Raw genomic sequence first — 15,816 nt, 5'->3', positions numbered from 1 at the left:
GATGGGGGTCCCTACGGGGATCCGGGGCCGAGCACGGCCTCGCGCGCGGCGCGGAAGGCCTTCTTGGGGTCGCGGTCGGGGTACGCCCACGGGATGCGGGTGGCGTAACCGCCGATGCGGTTGAACAGGGCCGCCGCCTCGGCGTTGCGGCCCTGCAGGTACTGGGCGTGCGCAAGGAAGTTGAGGTCGAGGTAGAGCCGCGGATGGTCGCGGTCGTCCCACTCCAGCCACCAGTCGAAGGCCCGCTTGAGGGCCTGCCGGGCGCGCCAGCCCCGCCAGTGCTCGGAGGCCGCCAGGTCCTCGGGCTCGGCGCCCGCGGCCGCCTGCACGCGGTAGAGCTCGGCGTGGGCGACGACCGGCAGCACGGCCAGCGGGGATCCTTCGGGCGCGTCGCCCGCGGCCCACTCGGCGAACTCGTAGACCTCGTGGAACTGGCTGCCGTCGCCCGGGGACAGGGGGCGCTCGGCCAGGCAGGCGGCCATCAGCTGGTGGCCGTGGTGGTGGTCCCGGTGGCGGCCGCGCACCTGGTCGAAGGCGCGCATGCGGTCGTCGTCGGTGCCGGTGTGGCGGGCCAGGACGAGCAGGCACAGCCAGGGCGTCGGATCGGCGGGGGCCAGCGCGGCGGCGGCCAGACAGGCCTCGCGGGCGCTCTCGGGGCTCTCCTTGCCCGCGACGGCGCGGAAGACCAGGGCGCAGCCGAGCAGGGCGGCCGCGTCGGGGCTGTCCGGCTCGGCGAGCTGCCACTCGCGGGCCCATGTGGCGCTCGCGCGGCCCTCGCCGAGCACGACCACACGGTGTCCGCGCCGGTCCCAGGCGTCCCCGGTCTCGGCGAGCAGGGTGCGGGCCGCGGACCAGCGGCCCTGGGCGAAGGCGGCACGGGCGGCCGCCAGCGGTTCGTCGTCCAGAGCGGGATCGAAGCGCAGTTCGTCGCGGGAGCGGAATCCGAACGGGGGTGGAGGAGTCATCCTCGGGGTGCCTCCACGGCGCGCACGTCATGTTCCGGCCCGGGTCGGGACTTCCCCTTCGGCGTCCGGTGATCAGCTGATCACGCACAGCCAACCGGTACAGACAGGTCCGCTTCAAGAGCGGCCCCGTTGTCTCGATGTAGTCCCACGCGCCCCCGGCCGAACGCCTGTCACCACAGCCAACGGGGCATCAGGGCACGGAACGGACAGGTTCGGCCGGAACGGCTGCGCAAGGTGGCGTACGCCTGATATTCGAACGTACGAAGCGGGAACGAAGGAGTCATTCGGTGGCGGACGAGACCGCGCCCGCGCCGTCGCATCCCCTGGCGTACGTCAGGCGGAGCCATGGCTGGAGCTACCAGGACCTCGCCCGGGTCGTCGCGGAGAACGCGCGCGCCCTCGGCGTGCCCATGGCGGCGCGGCGGGAGAAGGTCTGGCGCTGGGAGCACTGGGGCGTGGTGCCCGAACGGGACAGCCAGCGCGCCCTCGCCCGCGCGCTCGGTGTGCCCCTGCGGGACGTGGACGCGCGGCCGTGGCCCGGCTGGCTGCCGGCGCTGGCGGGTCTGCCGGACGGACTGGGCTGGGACCGCGCGGGCGCCCTCGGCGCGCTGGAGGTGCTGCTCGACAGCGGGGGGCGCGACCCGCGGGGCTACCCGGTCGTGGAGGGGCCGGAGTTCCGCGTCGCGATCGCGGAGTGGTCCCGTGCGGCACCCGTGGGTGTTCCCGACGCGTCCCGACCGGCCGCGACCGGCGACGACTTCGACGTGGAGACCACGGCCTGGCTGGAGTGGGGACTGCACGGGCTGCGCCGGCTCGACGACCGGCTCGGCGGCGGAGCCGTGCGGCACCGCGTCGAGGGCGACCTGCGCATCGCCCTGGAACTGATCCGGCGGGGCCCGTTCGCGGCCGCCGACGACGTCCGGCTGCTGGGGACGGCCGCCGCGCTGACCCGGTTGGGCGGCCGCGCCGCCGTCGACACGGGCCGGCACGGCGCCGCCCAGCGGTACTTCCTCACCGGGCTCCGGCTCGCGCACGCGTCGGGCGACGGCACCCAGGCGGCCCGCCTGTGGGCCGAACTGAGCCTTCAGGCAGTGCTCAACGGGCGCCACGACGACGCGCTCGCGGGCGTGACGGCCGCCGGGGACGCGCCCGCCGCCCTTCCGCCCGCCGTCCGCGCGACGCTCGCCATGTGCCGCGCCCGCGCCCACGCGGGGCTGGGCGAGGAAGGGGCCGCCCGCCGCGCCCTGGAGGAGGCCGCGGGCCTGCTGGACCCGGCCCGGGACGACGCCGAGGCCCAACTCCTCGCCCACAGCGGCCTCGCGCTGCTCGACCTCGGCCACCCCGGCGAGGCCGCCCGGACCCTGGACAAGGCCCTGCCCCTCCTGCCCCCGTCCCACCGGCGTGACCTCGCCCTCCACACCGCCCACGCCGCCCTCGCCCGGGTCCTGTCCGGCGACCCCGACGGCGCCCGCTCCCTCGCCGCCCGCGCCGCCCGCCTGGCCCGCGCGTGCCTCTCCCCCCGCGCCACGGAGACCGCCGAACGCGCCTTGGAGGCGGCGTCCGTCCTGGCCCGGGAAGTCCCCGCCGGCGACGTCCTGTTGACCGCGGAGGACGGCGCGGACCGGGACCCGGCGCCTTAAGTCGGACGGGGGATGACTTCCCGGCACGAACGGACGCTCGTACGCTGCGCCCGTGAACCGCAGACGCCGCAAGAAGCTGAGCCGCGCCCTGGTCACGGCCGCGATGCTGGGTGACGCCGGGACGGCCGCCCGGCTCCTGCGGCGTGGTGCCTCGCCCGAACTCCCCGACGTGGACGGCACGACGCCCCTGTACGCGGCGGCGGTCCAGGGCGCGGCGGACGTCACGGCGCTGCTGCTGGCGGCCGGAGCCCGGCCCGACACCGAGAGCGGCCACGGCGACGAGGGCACACCGCTGTGCGCCGCCGCCTGCTGGGGCCACACCGAGACGGTGCGGCTGCTCCTCGCCCACGGCGCCGACCCCGTCCTGCGCGAGGACGACGGCACGGGACGCTCGCCGCTCGACTGGGCCGAGCGCGGCGGACATCCGCTGACGACGCTGCTGCTGGCGGCCGCGGCCGCGCGCTGAGCACGCACGACGCGCCGGTCACGAGCCCCTTCACGGGCCCGTGACCGGCGCGTCGTCGGCGTCGGCGGTCGGCGTGGGTTACGCGACCGGGCGGCGTCCCCGCCCACGGGTCATGCTGTATCCGGCGACACCCGCGAGGGCGCCGACCACACCGCCCACGGCGGTCCAGATCCAGCGGTCGGACCACCAGCCGCCGCCCCAGCCGCCGTCGGGCTCGGTGAGCCCGGCCGCGACGGGCGAGGCGCTGGGATCAGCCTCCTCCTGGCTTTCCTCGGTCACGGCCGGTGAGGGCTGCGCGTTGGGGTCGAGCGTGGCGCCCGCCTTGGCCACCGGGGTGAGCGGGGCGGCCAGTTCGCCGTCCACGGCCTGAGAGCCGCCCGCGTCCTTGGTGGCGGTGCCGAGCTGGACCTGCACCGGCAGGCCGAGGTCCTGGTCGGCGAGGCGGACCACGGTCAGCCGAATGTAGTAGGCGCCCGGCAGCGGGTCGTTGGCCCAGGCCTCCGACCACGCGCGGACCGTGCGCAGCCGGCAGCTGAGCTCCACCGTGGCGGCGTCCGCGGCCGCGGTGACGGTCGGCTTGCCCGCGGTGCACGCCTGGTGGCGGCGGATGCCGTCGTAGACGTCCAGCTGCCAGGTCTGTCCGCCGTGCCGCGAGGCGGACTCGGGGAGCTGCACGGTCGCGGAGACCGTGAGGATCTGGCCGGCCTTGGCGGGGGTGACCCAGTACAGGTAGTCGCCCGTCGAAGCGCTGACCGGGGTGGAGGTCACGCCCTGACCGATGTGCCCCGCGGTGCGGAAGCCCGTTCCCGGCTGGGCGGTGGTCTCCGTCGTCCCCGACGACTCCGATCCGGTCGGGCTGGGCGTGGCGTCGTCGGCGACGGCCGTTCCCGCGCCGGTCGCGAGCAGTGCCCCGCCGAGCAGGAGTCCGGCGGCGGCGGTGCGGATCGTACGCATCGTGCGTGTGCTACGCATCAGTTGGTCCTCCAGACGGCGAGGCGCCAGCGCGAGATCCAGCCCCACAGGATGCCGGCGACCAGGCCGGTGACGGCGAGCACGGCCAGCAGCCACCAGCCGCGGCCGAGTCCGTAGGAGGCGACGTCGGAGGGCTGGTCGGGCGAGGACACGAGGTCGATGCTCAGCTCGACGGGCAGGCCCGGGGCTCGCTTGACGCCGTCCGGCGCGGAGAAGGAGTTGCTGATCTCAAGGCAGACGGTGCGCGCCGTGGCGGCGTCCGCGTCGTCGCGCTCGGGCCACGCGTAGCGCAGACCCGCGGAGATGACGTCGGTGCGGTCGCTGCCCGCGTCGGTGCCGCGGACGAGTTCGCGGCCGCCGGGGGTGACGGCGCGGACCAGCACACCGTAGTCGCGGTTGACGGCGCGGTCGGCGCCGACGCTGACGGACGTGCGCAGTTCCTGGCCGTCGGTGACGCTCACCCGGTACCAGCGGTGCTCTGCGAACTCCTCGCGGTCGGTGTAGATGCCGGCGCCGAGCAGCGGGGCGTCGGTGCAGGTGCCGGCGCCCTCGGTGGCCGTCGGGGTGACGACGACGTTGTTGTCCGCGGCGCGGTCGACGAGCTGTTTGATGCGGTCGGTGAGCTGGTCGGCGTGGTCCACGGCGGTGTAGGTGCCGCCGGTGGCCTCGGCGATGCAGCTGAGCTGTTCACGGATCTTGGTGGTGGGGACCAGGCCGAGCGTGTCGACCACCAGGTGGGTTCCCTCGGCGGCGAGTTCGCGCGCCACCTCGCAGGGGTCGAGGGGCTGGCAGGTGTCCTCGCCGTCGGTGATGAGGACGATCCGGCGGGTGGCGTCGCCGCCCGCGAGGTCCTTGCCCGCGGCCTGCAGGGCGGGGCCGATCGGCGTCCAGCCGGTGGGGGCGAGGGTGGCGACCGCGGTCTTGGCCTCCGTGCGGTCGACCGTGCCCACCGGGTAGAGGGCCGCGGTGTCCCTGCAGCCGACCTTCTTGTCCTTGCCGGGATAGTTGGCGCCGAGGGTGCGTATGCCGAGCTGCACTTCCTCCGGGACCGCGTCGATGACCTCGTTGAAGGCCTGCTTGGCGGCCGACATGCGGGATCTGCCGTCGATGTCGGTGGCGCGCATGGAACCGCTCACGTCGAGGACGAGTTCGACCTTGGGGGCCTCGCGCGGCGTCTCCGGCCCGTCGTCCGCGGCGGCCGGTGCCGCGGCCGGGAAGAGCGCGGTGGCCAGCGTGGCCGCGAGAGCGCACACTCCCGCCGCCAGCCGTTTGCGTATGATCATTGGCGGATCCTATGGAAGATCCGTCGCGGCCCCCAACTCGGCCCAGACCACGCGGCCCGTGCCGTCCGGGCCGGTCACCACGCCCCAGGCCCGGGACACCGCTCCGACCAGCAGCAGGCCGCGTCCGCACTCCTCGCCGACGTCAGCGACCTTTACCTGAGGAGCCGTCAGCCCTATGCCCTGGTCGGCCACCTCCACCCGCACGACGCCGCGTTCGACGCGGACGGCGCAGGCCACCTTCTCGCCACCGGAATGACGGACAGCGTTGGTGAAGAGTTCGGAGACCACCAGGACCGCGTCGTCGCAGATCCCCTCGGCGACCCCCCAGTCGCGCAGCCGCGCCCTGACGCGGCGTCGCGCCTCGGCGACCGCGGCGCCTTGCGCGGCCAAGAGGAACGCGTCATGGGAGGATGCCACTCCGCTACTATGCGCGCCTGCCCGAATGCATGGCAAGGTGCAACCTGCAATGTGCAAAGCGGCGCCGACACGCTTTGCAACGTACTGACACCGTGCCAAACTGCCCGTGGATCAGTGGGGTTGGAGGATTTCTCGTGAGCGAAGCGCGATCGTCGAGTGCACCCACTGTGCTGCGCGTCGTACTCGGCAAGCGCCTCCAGGACCTCCGCGAGAAGGCCGGCGTCTCCTACGAGGACGCCGCCGGCGCCCTGGACGTCACCCACGCCACGATCCGCCGCATCGAGAAGGCGGAAGTCGGTCTGCGCATCCCGTACGTGGAGAAGCTGCTGCAGACGTACGGCGTGACCGACCAGGCGGAGATCGCCAACTTCCTGGACCTGGCGCGGGAGGCCAACCGGCCCGGCTGGTGGCACCGCTTCCGCGACGTGCTGCCCGAGTGGTTCAGCGCCTTCGTCAGCCTGGAGGGCGAGGCCGAGCTCATCCGCGCCTACGAACCGCACTATGTGCCCGGGCTCCTGCAGACCCCTCAGTACGCCGAGGCGGTCCTGCGGGCCGGGCGCCCGCACGCCTCCCAGGAGGAGATCGAGCGCGGGGTGGCGCTGCGCATGGAGCGGCAGGCGCTGCTGTCCCGCGAGCAGCCGCCGCTGCTGTGGGTCGTGATCGACGAGACCGTGCTGCGCCGCCCCATCGGCGGCCCCGAGGTGATGCGCGACCAGGTCGACCGGCTGATCGAGGCCTGCGCCATGCCCCAGGTCCGGCTCCAGGTGATGCCGTTCGCCTCGGGCCCGCACCCGGCGATGTACGGGCCCTTCCACATCTTCCGCTTCCCGCTCCCGGAGCTGCCGGACATCGCGTACGTGGAGAGCCTGATCGGTGCCGTCTACCTCGACGACCGCGAGGACGTCTCCCAGTTCCGCGAGGCACTGGACCGCATGAGCGCCCAGGCTCTCCCGGCCGAGCCCACCCGTGACTTCCTCCGGGACGTCCGCGACCGGTTCTGACGTTCCTGCCGCCGCCCGCGACTCCGTCTCCGCACGGGGCGGTCCCAGGTGACGTGGCGTGGAGCCGACCGAGTGGTGACCGGGCGCGGCAGTGCGCCGCGGGGTCGAGGCCCGCAAGAAGGCGGCGGCGCCCTACGCCTCCGCGGCCGGTTCGGACGCGTAACGGTCGCGCAGCTCCCGCTTGAGGATCTTGCCGCTGGCGTTGCGCGGCAGCCCGTCCACGAGCACCACGCGCTTGGGGGTCTTGAAGCCGGCCAGCCGTTCCCGGGCGAAGGCGATCAGCTCCTGCTCGGTGACGACCACCTGCTCGCGCACGACGACGAAAGCGGTGATCGCCTCGATCCACCGCTCGTCCGGCAGCCCGACGACCGCCACCTCGGCGACCGCGGGGTGGCCGTACAGCGCGTCCTCCACCTGCCGTGACGCGACCACCACTCCACCGGAGTTGATGACGTCCTTCACCCGGTCCACGACGGTGAAGAAGCCCTCCGTGTCACGCACCACCAGGTCACCGGAGTGGAACCAGCCGTCCCGGAAGGCCTCCGCGGTCTCCTCGGGCTTGTCCCAGTAGCCCTCGCACAACTGCGGGGAACGGTAGACGACCTCGCCGGGGGTCCCGTCGGGGACCTCCTTGCCCGACTCGTCCACGACCTTCGCCTCAACGAACAGCACGGGCCGGCCGCAGGAGTCCATGCGGCCCTCGTGCTCGTCCGGTCCGAGGACGGTGGCCAGCGGCCCGATCTCGCTCTGCCCGAAGCAGTTGTAGACGGCCAGTCCCGGCAGCCGTCCACGCAGCCGCTCCAGCACGGGGACAGGCATGATCGACGCTCCGTAGTACGCCTTGCGCAGCGCGCCCAGGTCGCGGGTGGCGAACTGCGGGTGGTTGGCGAGCGCGATCCACACCGTGGGCGGCGCGAAGAGGCTGTCCGCCCGGCCGGCCTCCACCGCGTCGAAGACCGTGACGGGGTCGGGGGCCGCGACAATGGTGTTCTCCGCGCCGACCGCCAGGTAGGGCAGCAGGAAGACGTGCATCTGCGCCGAGTGGTACAGCGGCAGCGAGTGCAGCGGCCGGTCGGTCTCCTTCAGGTCCAGCGCGACTATGGCGCTGACGTATTCGTGCACAAGGGCGCGGTGCGTCATCATCGCGCCCTTGGGGAGGGCCGTGGTCCCCGAGGTGTAGAGCAGCTGGACCAGGTCCTCACCGCCGGGCGGCGTCAGGTCGTCCGCGGGTTCCGCGGCGGCCAGCCGGGCGAGCAGGCTCTCCTTGGTGTCGCGCAGCGCCAGGGTGTGCACGCCCGCCGGCAGCCGCCCGGCGAGCCCGGGGTCGGCGAGGACGAGGGCGCTGCCGGACTGCTCGATGAGGTAGCGCAGTTCCTCGCCCTCGAGGTGGTGGTTGAGGGGGACGTGCACCAGCCCGGCCCGCGCGCAGCCGAGGAAGGCGACGAGGTAGGCGTCCGAGTTGTGGCCGTAGGCGGCGACACGGTCGCCCGGCCGCAGTCCCTCGGAGAGGAGCACGGTCGCGGCCGCGGACACCGCGTCGTCCAGTTCGCGGTACGTCCAGGCGCGGTCGGCGAAGCGCACCGCCGTCCGCACCGGCACGCGGCGCGCGCTGCGCCGCAGGACTCCGTCGACCGTGTTGCCGTGCGTCGTCGCCACCATGGCGTCAGCGTGGCATCCGCGCGAGCCTCCTGGCGAGATCCTCGACATGGTCGTGCCAGGCGTCGAGGGCGGCCGGGCGCCGGTCGGCGGACTCGGCCGAGCCGGTGTGGGTGAGGATCAGCCGTGCCCCGTGGCCGGTGCCCTCGGTCAGCTCCCAGCGCACTGTGCCGCCATGCCGGCCGTCCTGGTCCCAGGCGTACGCCAGCAGGACGGGAGCCCGCACCTCGGTCACCGGGCCGGCGCGGAACTCCCCGGTCGCGAAGCCGCTCGGCACGGTGCCGCCGGCCTCGGGCGCGACGACCTTGCCGAGCAGGGTCCGCCAGACCGTCGCGGCGGGCTGGGTGAGTTGCCGTTCGAAGCGCACCCGCCAGCCTTCCCCGTCACCGGAGGCGGTTCCCTTGTCCAGGCCGAACTCGCCGACAAAGCGCTCGTGCGCGGCGTTGATGTCACCGGGCGGGGGCGCGGGGCGGCCGTCCAGCGCGGGGTCGATGCCCGCGATGCAGGTGTCCCAGCCGGAGGCGAAGCTGGCCGCGCCAGGACGGTCGGCGAAGGTGTGGGTCAGGGTGAGCACGGACCCGCTGGCCGCGGGTTCCACCTCCCAGCGCAGCAGGTCGTCGCCCCAGGTGTAGGCCAGCACGCGGGGCGGGTCGACCTCGGTGACCTCGCCGTCAAGAGCGGGCATCTCGCCGTGCCGGAAGACGAACCGCACCTTGCCGCCGGGCCGCAGCTCCAGCTCGACGTCGGAGGGGAACCAGTGTGCGAGGTGCCCGGGTTCGGTCAGGGCCCGCCAGACCTTCTCCGGCGGGTGGGCGAGCCGGCGCACCATGCGCAGGGCGGTGCGGCCGTCCGGAGCGGTGGTCAGGGTCTCGGTGGGCTCACCGGTCATCGGGGTTCCTCCGTCTCGTCGGGCATGGCGTCCAAGTGCCGCTCCAGTGCGTCGAGTCCGTCTCCCCAGAGCCTGCGGTAGGGGGTGAGCCAGGCGTCGACCTCGCGCAGCGGCTCGGGACGCAGTTCGTACCACCGGCGCTGGGCCTCGGCGCGCACCCGCACCAGGCCGGCCTCGCGCAGCACCCTCAGGTGCTTGGAGGTGCCGGGCTGACTCAGCCCCAGCCGCTCGGTGAGTTCGCCGACCAGCCGTGGGCGCTCCAGCAGCAGGTCCAGGATCCGCCGCCGGGTGGGTTCCGCGAGCACGTCAAAGGGAATGGACACCTCTCGAACATACTCCTCTGGCTATATACGCGCAACGGCATGTATGTCTTGGAGGTAAACCTCCGCCCGGATGCACAAGGGAGGGCGCACAGCGCGCGAAGACGACCGCACGCGCTCTGGTGGTGACCTCATGTGAACGGAACAATGTCGCGCGTGACGATCACCACCGCCGAGGCGGACAAGGTACTGGCCGACAACTTCGCTCCCTGGGTACGGGATCTGGGCCTGACGGTCGAGGAGACCGGTGAACGCCACGCGACCTTGCGGCTGCCGTGGTCCGACCGGCTGGCCCGCGAGGGCGGCGCCCTGTCCGGCCAGGCCCTGATGGCGGCCGCCGACACCGCGACCGTGATCGCCGTGTCCTCCGCGCGAGGCGGCTTCGGCCCCATGACGACCGTTCAGCAGTCGACGACCTTTCAGCGCGCCGTCATGGGCACCGACGTCCTCGTCACCGCCCGCGTCACCAAGCTGGGCCGGCGCCTGGGTTTCATCGACGTCGAGATGACGGCGGAGGGCGCGGAGGAGCCCGCGGCCCACGCGACCACCGTGTACGCCTTCCCCGGCTGACCCGCCGACGGTCCGGACGCGGGGCGGTTCTTCACCCGTCCTCGCCGTGCGGAGCCGCGATTTCGCCCGCGCGCGGCGTGGTGCACGGGCACCGTGCCCTGCGCGGGAAACGATTGACCTCCCATCAGACATCCGATGAACGGCGTTCAGCTGGGGTGACGATGAGCCGACGTTGGGGCCGGGTACGCCCGGCGATCACCGTGGTCCTGGCGCTGGGCACGCTCCTGGCGGGCACGGGCGGCGCGGTCGCGACGACCGGCAAGGGCGTGCGCTACGCGGCACGCACGGCGCTCGCGCCGGGCGTGGACTACCGGAGGTTCGACTACGCGGGCTCCCACGGCACGGCCCACGGGCACCTGCTGACGGTGGACCTGCGCCGCCGGGACCTCTCCGTCGACCTGCTCTACCCGGGTACCGTCACGGGCCGCGGCACAGTGTCCCGGCTGGCCAACACGGCGCATGCCGTGGGCGGGATCAACGCGGACTTCTTCCACATGAGCGAGACCCAGCACCGAGGCGTCCCGGCGACGGGCGCCCCCGTCGGCCCGGCGATCGCGCACGGCCGGCAGCTCAAGGCGGCAGTGCCGTCGAGTCAGCGCTTCGGCCCCTCGCTGCCCCCCGGCACCTCCACCGAGAACGTCCTCGGCATCGGCTCCGACCGCAGGGCACGCCTCGACCAGCTCCGCCTGACGGGCACGGTGCGCTCCGGCCGGAGCACCGTCGCGCTGCGCGGCTTCAACCAGTACGCGCTGCCGCAGAACGGCGTGGGCGCGTACACCGCCGACTGGGGCTCCGCCTCCCGGCGCCGCGCGGTCTGCGGCAGCGACCTCCGCCGCGCCGATCCGTGCGGAAGACCCACGTACGAAGTGACCGTCCGCAACGGCCGGGTCGTCAAGACGAGCGGCTCCGCGGGCCGCGGCCGCATTCCCCCGGGGACGGTCGTCCTGCTCGGCCGCGAGGGCGGCGCGCGCTTCCTGCGCACGCTCGCGCCCGGCCGTCCGGTGGTCGTGCAGAGCCGCCTGCTGCCCGTCTCCCACCGCGGCGACCTGCGCTTCGCCGTCGGCGGCTACCCGATCCTGCGCGACCGCACCCCGCTGGCGGGCCTGGAGAACGGCACCGCGGCGACCCGCACCGCCGCGGGCTACGGCGACGGCGGGCAGACCCTGTACCTGATGGCCCTGGACGGCAACGCCGAGAGCGGCGCGGGGCTGACGGTACGTGAACTGGCCGGCCTGATGTACGCGCTGGGCAGCGACTCCGCCGTCAACCTCGACGGCGGCGGCTCCTCCACCCTGGTCACCCGCGCCCCCGGCGCCGCCCGCGTCACCGTCCGCAACCACCCCACGGGTGGCGTGGAACGCGCGGTCGCCAACGGCATCGGCGTGTTCCAGGCCCACGGCGGCCGGGAAAGCAAGTGAAGCGGAGCCTCAGTCCCCCATGCCGGGTGCGCCCCACAGGGGGAACCAGCGGGTGAGGTCCTCCTCGACGCGGAGGTCGTTCTTGAGGAGGCCCGCCACCTGCAACTCCAGCGCGTTGTCGCGCTTCTGCTCGCCGGGCCGGACGGCCAGCGGGTAGAACGTGCCGCGCTTGTAGAGGTAGACCAGCGCCAGCGAGCGGCCGGAGTCGTCACGGAAGCCCGCCAGGGAGCAGAGCAGCTGCGGCCCGAAGCCGTGGCTTTCCAGGGCCGAGTTGACGGCGTGCAGATCGCCCACCAGGGTCGGCATGTCGTCCGCCGGGTGGCGTGCCACGAGCCAGGTGTAGCCGTACGCGTCCCGTGTGGATTCCACGGGGACGCCGCCCTGTCCGGTGTCGAGGTCCAGCAGTGCGCGGACGTCCTGCTGGACCTCCGCGAAGGCGCCGCCCTCGACGGCGGCGAAGCACACCGAGCCGACCCCGGTGGGCCGGAACCCGGCGCCGGCCTCCAGGGTCACGGCGGCCGAGGGCAGCCCGAAGAGCTGGTCCAGGTCGGGCTTGACGGGCTTGCTGCGGCCGAGGAGCGCGTCGAACAGCCCCATCAGCGCCGCCCGAGTTCGGCAGAGATCCGGCCCAGCTGCGCCAGGCGCTGTTCCAGGGTGGGGTGCGTGGACAGCAGCTGCGCCAGGCTCTGGCCGCCCGCGAACGCGGGGGCGAAGTAGAAGGCGTTGAACGGCTCGGCCTTGCGCAGGTCCTCCGTCGGGATCCGCGCCATCTGGCCGGTGACCTTGGTGAGCGCGGACGCGAGCGAGGAGGGGCGCCCGGTGAGCATCGCGGCGGAGCGGTCGGCGGACAGCTCGCGGTAGCGCGACAGCATCCTGGTGAGCAGGAAGCTGACCGCGTACACAATGGCGCTGACCAGCGGTATCAGGATGATGACGATGGTGGTGCCCGGGTCGCGGCTGTTGCGGCCGAGACCGCCCCACAGCCCGATGCGGGTGATCATGCCGGCGAGTACGCCCAGGAACGAGGCGATGGTCATCACCGCGACGTCGCGGTGGGCCACATGGGAGAGCTCGTGGGCGATGACGCCCTCCAGCTCGTCGGGCTCCAGGCGGCGCAGCAGGCCGGTGGTGGCGCACACCAGGGCGGCCTTCTCGTTGCGGCCGGTGGCGAAGGCGTTGGGCACGTCGCTCTGGGCGATCGCGACCCGCGGTTTGGGCATGTCGGCCAAGGCGCAGATGCGGTCCACGACGCCGTGCAGCTCGGGTGCCTGCTCGGGGGTCACCTCACGGGCGCCCATGCTGAAGGCGGCGATCCGGTCGCTGAACCAGAACTGGGCGATGAACAGGCCGCCGGCGACGATCAGGATCAGCGGCCAGGCGCCGCGCAGCAGGGCCAGGAGCGCGCCGACGAAGACCACGTACAGCAGCCCGATCATGAACATGGTGACCACCATGCGGGTGGTCAGCCCCTTGTCGGGGGCGAAACGGGTCCTGTCCATGGCCCCTCCCGTGTTCTCGGGCCGCCGGCCGCGGCGTCGTGCTCCGCTTCGATTGTCCCTCCAAGGAGGCACGAACGGCGGGGTCGCGACGGCGCGGCCGGAGTACGGGATCAGCGTGCCGCGTCGAGCGTCAGCTTGCCGTAAGTGCGCCGGGCCCGCAGGTCCTCGTGCGCCCGGGCGGCCTCGGAGAGCGGGTAGACGCCGCCTTCCTGCGGCCGCAGCCGGCCCTCGGCGGTCATCGCCATCAGCTCCGCCATGGGCTCGCGGTACATGCCGGGGCGGCCCACGCAGTGCATCAGCCAGAAGCCGACGACCGCACGCGACCGGCCCATGAGCTGGGCGGCCTGCACGGGCGTGGGCGGGACCCGGGAGGCGAGGCCGTAGGTGACCAGGCGGCCGAAGGGCGCCAGCGCGGCGAGGGAGGCGTCGAAGACGGGGCCGCCGGTCATCTCCAGGACGATGTCGACCTTCTTGCCGCCGTTCGCCTCGGTCAGGCGCTCCTTGAGGCCCTCGGGGCTGCCGTCCAGGGCGACGTCGGCGCCGAGTTCGAGGGCCAGGTCGCGCTTCTCCTTGGACGAGGCGGTGGCGATGACCCGGCCCGCGCCGAACTCCTTGGCGAGCTGGACGGCGAGCGAGCCGGTGCCGCCGGCGGCCGCGTGCACCACGACGGACTCGCCCTCGGCGAGCCGGGCGGAGGTGCGCAGCAGGTGCCAGGCGGTGAGCCCCTGGACGACCAGGGCGAGCGCCTGCGTGTCGGTGACGCCGTCGGGGATGTCGTGGGCGAGGTACTCCTCGACGACGGCCTTCTCGGCGTAGCCGCCGTTGTCGGTCAGGGCGACCACGCGGCGTCCGTCGGGGGTGCGGCCGGCGACCTCGCCTCCGGGGACCAGCGGGAGGGCGGCCTTGGAGAGGTAGGAGTTCTCGACCATGTGGGTGTCTGCGTAGTTGACGCCCGCCGAGCCGACCTCGACCAGGAGCTGTCCGGGTCCGGGCACGGGGTCGGGCAGCTCCACCTGCCGCAGCACCTCCGGCCCGCCGAACTCGGTGATCTGGATCGCGCGCACCGCGACTCCCTCCGCTTGCGTACGTACGTCGTGTCGTCCGGGGTCACGATATCCCGGAACACCGACCAGTCGGTATGTCCGGTGGCGGGGCCGCGGGGACACGCCGCGCGGCCGTGCCGGAGCCGCGCCGCCGCAGGCTGTCCGCACGGTTGTCCACAGGCGGCCGGCAGGTGTCTTGACGCGCAGGTCGGATGATGGATTACTGGTCCCGCCAGAGGCTACCGAACGATCGGTTGGGAAGGGTGGGGGCCATGGACACCGTGGGCGAGGGGTTCCGCGACGCGGCCGAACGGATGACCCGGCAGGAACTGGAGGCAGTGCAGCTGCGGCGCCTGCAGGGCACCCTGCGGCACGCGTACGACAACGTGGCGTTCTACCGGTCGTCGTTCGACAAGGCCGGCGTCCGCCCCGAGGACTGCCGGACCCTGGCGGACCTGGAGCGCTTCCCCTTCACCACGAAGGCCGACCTGCGCGACCAGTACCCGTACGGCATGTTCGCGGTGCCCGAGTCGCGCATCCGCCGCATCCACGCGTCCAGCGGCACGACGGGGCTGCCGACCGTCGTCGGGTACACCGAGCGGGATCTGGAGACCTGGTCCGACGTGGTGGCCCGGTCCCTGCGGGCCGCCGGCGCCCGGCCGGGCGACAAGGTGCACATCGCCTACGGGTACGGCCTGTTCACCGGCGGCCTGGGGGCGCACTACGGGGCGGAGCGGCTCGGGTGCACCGTCGTCCCGGCCTCCGGCGGCATGACCTCGCGGCAGGTGCGGCTCATCCAGGACCTGCGCCCCGAGGTCATCATGGTGACGCCGTCCTACATGCTCACCCTGCTCGACGAGTTCGAGCGCCAGGGCGTCGACCCGCGCTCCACCTCGCTGCGGGTCGGCGTCTTCGGCGCCGAGCCGTGGACGGAGGCGATGCGCGAGGAGATCGAGGAGCGCACCGGGATCGACGCCGTGGACATCTACGGCCTGTCGGAGGTGATCGGCCCCGGCGTGGCGCAGGAGTGCGTGGAGACCAAGGACGGTCTGCACATCTGGGAGGACCACTTCCTCCCGGAGATCGTGGACCCGGTCACCGACGAGGTGATGCCCGCCGGCGACAGCGGCGAACTGGTCTTCACCTCGCTCACCAAGGAGGCCATGCCGATCATCCGCTACCGCACCCGCGACCTCACCCGGCTGCTGCCGGGTACGGCCCGGCCCGCCTTCCGGCGGATGGAGAGGATCACCGGGCGCTGCGACGACATGATCATCCTGCGTGGCGTCAACCTCTTCCCCACCCAGGTCGAGGAGATCGTGCTGCGCACGGAAGGAGTCGCGCCCCACTTCCAGTTGCGTCTGACGCGCACCGGACGCCTCGACGAACTCACCGTGCGCGCCGAGGCCCGCCCCGATGCCGGCGCACAGGCACGCGAGGCGGCGGCCGAGGCCATCGGACGCGGCGTGAAGGAGGCCGTCGGCGTCACGGTGGCCGTGGAGATCACCGATCCCGAGACCCTGGAGCGGTCCGTCGGGAAGATACGCCGCGTCGTGGACGAGCGCCCGAGGTAGCGCGGGGCACGACGCGTGGGTGGGTCATCGCGCCGCATGTCATCGGCACGGCCGCTGAGCAGTACGGGTCCCGGCCACGTATGGTCGGGCACAGGTACGGCCG

General features: G+C 73.5%; 16 protein-coding genes. 6 read left to right on the top strand and 10 right to left on the bottom strand.

All coding sequences use genetic code 11. The features are described 5' to 3' along the window. Positions 1-11 precede the first annotated feature (11 nt). The gene (locus tag ABZ883_RS02105) at positions 12-965 is read right to left on the bottom strand and encodes a tetratricopeptide repeat protein (RefSeq protein WP_360899971.1); all 954 of its coding nucleotides are present in this window, start codon (positions 963-965) and stop codon (positions 12-14) included. A gap of 287 nt (positions 966-1,252) precedes the next feature. Between ABZ883_RS02105 and ABZ883_RS02100 the strand changes: the two genes are divergently transcribed. Further along, complete coding sequence (locus ABZ883_RS02100; protein WP_360899969.1) at positions 1,253-2,605, top strand: hypothetical protein; 1,353 nt, start codon at positions 1,253-1,255, stop codon at positions 2,603-2,605. Between the two features lie 52 nt (positions 2,606-2,657). Next, positions 2,658-3,071: an ankyrin repeat domain-containing protein gene (locus ABZ883_RS02095; RefSeq protein ID WP_360899966.1), complete on the top strand. Its 414-nt coding sequence runs from the start codon at positions 2,658-2,660 to the stop codon at positions 3,069-3,071. Positions 3,072-3,149: 78 nt separating this feature from the next. Here ABZ883_RS02095 and ABZ883_RS02090 read toward each other — a convergent pair whose 3' ends face one another. From ABZ883_RS02090 to ABZ883_RS02080, 3 genes are read right to left on the bottom strand one after another with little or no spacing between them, the layout of a single operon-like run. Continuing rightward, positions 3,150-4,043, bottom strand: a complete 894-nt coding sequence (locus tag ABZ883_RS02090; protein WP_360899964.1) for a hypothetical protein — start codon at positions 4,041-4,043, stop codon at positions 3,150-3,152. Further along, positions 4,043-5,326 (bottom strand): VWA domain-containing protein, encoded by a 1,284-nt coding sequence (locus tag ABZ883_RS02085; protein ID WP_360899961.1) that lies wholly within the window; start codon positions 5,324-5,326, stop codon positions 4,043-4,045. Before ABZ883_RS02085 ends, ABZ883_RS02090 begins: the two co-directional genes overlap by 1 nt. A 9-nt stretch (positions 5,327-5,335) precedes the next feature. Further along, positions 5,336-5,743, bottom strand: a complete 408-nt coding sequence (locus ABZ883_RS02080; protein ID WP_360899958.1) for an ATP-binding protein — start codon at positions 5,741-5,743, stop codon at positions 5,336-5,338. A 134-nt stretch (positions 5,744-5,877) separates the two neighbouring features. Between ABZ883_RS02080 and ABZ883_RS02075 the strand changes: the two genes are divergently transcribed. Beyond that, positions 5,878-6,744 carry a helix-turn-helix transcriptional regulator gene (locus tag ABZ883_RS02075; protein WP_360899954.1) on the top strand — a complete coding sequence of 289 codons (867 nt, stop codon included), beginning with the start codon at positions 5,878-5,880 and terminating at the stop codon, positions 6,742-6,744. Between the two features lie 132 nt (positions 6,745-6,876). Here ABZ883_RS02075 and ABZ883_RS02070 read toward each other — a convergent pair whose 3' ends face one another. The 3 genes from ABZ883_RS02070 to ABZ883_RS02060 are packed head-to-tail and all read right to left on the bottom strand — an operon-like array spanning position 6,877 to position 9,612. Further along, the gene (locus ABZ883_RS02070; RefSeq protein ID WP_360899951.1) at positions 6,877-8,403 is read right to left on the bottom strand and encodes an acyl-CoA synthetase; all 1,527 of its coding nucleotides are present in this window, start codon (positions 8,401-8,403) and stop codon (positions 6,877-6,879) included. A 4-nt stretch (positions 8,404-8,407) separates the two neighbouring features. Then, on the bottom strand, positions 8,408-9,289 hold the full coding sequence (locus ABZ883_RS02065; protein WP_360899948.1) for an SRPBCC family protein: 882 nt from the start codon (positions 9,287-9,289) through the stop codon (positions 8,408-8,410). Then, positions 9,286-9,612 carry a metalloregulator ArsR/SmtB family transcription factor gene (locus ABZ883_RS02060; protein ID WP_360899945.1) on the bottom strand — a complete coding sequence of 109 codons (327 nt, stop codon included), beginning with the start codon at positions 9,610-9,612 and terminating at the stop codon, positions 9,286-9,288. The genes ABZ883_RS02065 and ABZ883_RS02060 overlap by 4 nt, the downstream gene beginning before the upstream one ends. 153 nt (positions 9,613-9,765) lie before the next feature. Between ABZ883_RS02060 and ABZ883_RS02055 the strand changes: the two genes are divergently transcribed. Both ABZ883_RS02055 and ABZ883_RS02050 read left to right on the top strand, forming a co-directional pair. Beyond that, the gene (locus ABZ883_RS02055; RefSeq protein ID WP_360899942.1) at positions 9,766-10,179 is read left to right on the top strand and encodes a PaaI family thioesterase; all 414 of its coding nucleotides are present in this window, start codon (positions 9,766-9,768) and stop codon (positions 10,177-10,179) included. A gap of 161 nt (positions 10,180-10,340) precedes the next feature. Beyond that, positions 10,341-11,597: a phosphodiester glycosidase family protein gene (locus ABZ883_RS02050; RefSeq protein WP_360899939.1), complete on the top strand. Its 1,257-nt coding sequence runs from the start codon at positions 10,341-10,343 to the stop codon at positions 11,595-11,597. A 9-nt stretch (positions 11,598-11,606) separates the two neighbouring features. On the opposite strand, the gene ABZ883_RS02045 is transcribed toward ABZ883_RS02050, so the two are convergent. The 3 genes from ABZ883_RS02045 to ABZ883_RS02035 form a co-directional block, all read right to left on the bottom strand. Beyond that, entirely contained in the window at positions 11,607-12,194 is a 588-nt protein-coding gene (locus ABZ883_RS02045; protein ID WP_360899936.1) for a hypothetical protein, read from the bottom strand. Next, positions 12,194-13,096, bottom strand: coding sequence for a zinc metalloprotease HtpX (htpX, locus tag ABZ883_RS02040; protein ID WP_360899933.1), 903 nt, complete (start codon positions 13,094-13,096; stop codon positions 12,194-12,196). The genes ABZ883_RS02045 and htpX overlap by 1 nt, the downstream gene beginning before the upstream one ends. Before the next feature lie 110 nt (positions 13,097-13,206). Beyond that, positions 13,207-14,160 carry an NADPH:quinone oxidoreductase family protein gene (locus ABZ883_RS02035; protein WP_360899930.1) on the bottom strand — a complete coding sequence of 318 codons (954 nt, stop codon included), beginning with the start codon at positions 14,158-14,160 and terminating at the stop codon, positions 13,207-13,209. A 251-nt stretch (positions 14,161-14,411) separates the two neighbouring features. On the opposite strand from ABZ883_RS02035, the gene paaK reads away from it, so the two are divergent. Further along, the gene (paaK, locus tag ABZ883_RS02030) at positions 14,412-15,713 is read left to right on the top strand and encodes a phenylacetate--CoA ligase PaaK (RefSeq protein ID WP_360899927.1); all 1,302 of its coding nucleotides are present in this window, start codon (positions 14,412-14,414) and stop codon (positions 15,711-15,713) included. Positions 15,714-15,816: the final 103 nt, after the last annotated feature.

Origin of the sequence: Streptomyces sp. NPDC046977, assembly GCF_040644455.1 — a bacterium.
Classification (GTDB): Bacteria; Actinomycetota; Actinomycetes; order Streptomycetales; family Streptomycetaceae; genus Actinacidiphila.
This window is presented reverse-complemented; position numbering and strand designations above follow the sequence as displayed.

Excerpts from the sequence above, each read along its gene's own strand:
- ABZ883_RS02105 (WP_360899971.1), bottom strand. The coding sequence starts at position 965 with ATGACTCCTCCACCCCCGTTCGGATTCCGCTCCCGCGACGAACTGCGC.
- ABZ883_RS02090 (WP_360899964.1), bottom strand. The coding sequence starts at position 4,043 with ATGCGTAGCACACGCACGATGCGTACGATCCGCACCGCCGCCGCCGGA.
- ABZ883_RS02085 (WP_360899961.1), bottom strand. The coding sequence starts at position 5,326 with ATGATCATACGCAAACGGCTGGCGGCGGGAGTGTGCGCTCTCGCGGCC.
- ABZ883_RS02070 (WP_360899951.1), bottom strand. The coding sequence starts at position 8,403 with ATGGTGGCGACGACGCACGGCAACACGGTCGACGGAGTCCTGCGGCGC.
- ABZ883_RS02065 (WP_360899948.1), bottom strand. The coding sequence starts at position 9,289 with ATGACCGGTGAGCCCACCGAGACCCTGACCACCGCTCCGGACGGCCGC.
- ABZ883_RS02050 (WP_360899939.1), top strand. The coding sequence starts at position 10,341 with ATGAGCCGACGTTGGGGCCGGGTACGCCCGGCGATCACCGTGGTCCTG.
- ABZ883_RS02045 (WP_360899936.1), bottom strand. The coding sequence starts at position 12,194 with ATGGGGCTGTTCGACGCGCTCCTCGGCCGCAGCAAGCCCGTCAAGCCC.
- htpX (WP_360899933.1), bottom strand. The coding sequence starts at position 13,096 with ATGGACAGGACCCGTTTCGCCCCCGACAAGGGGCTGACCACCCGCATG.
- paaK (WP_360899927.1), top strand. The coding sequence starts at position 14,412 with ATGGACACCGTGGGCGAGGGGTTCCGCGACGCGGCCGAACGGATGACC.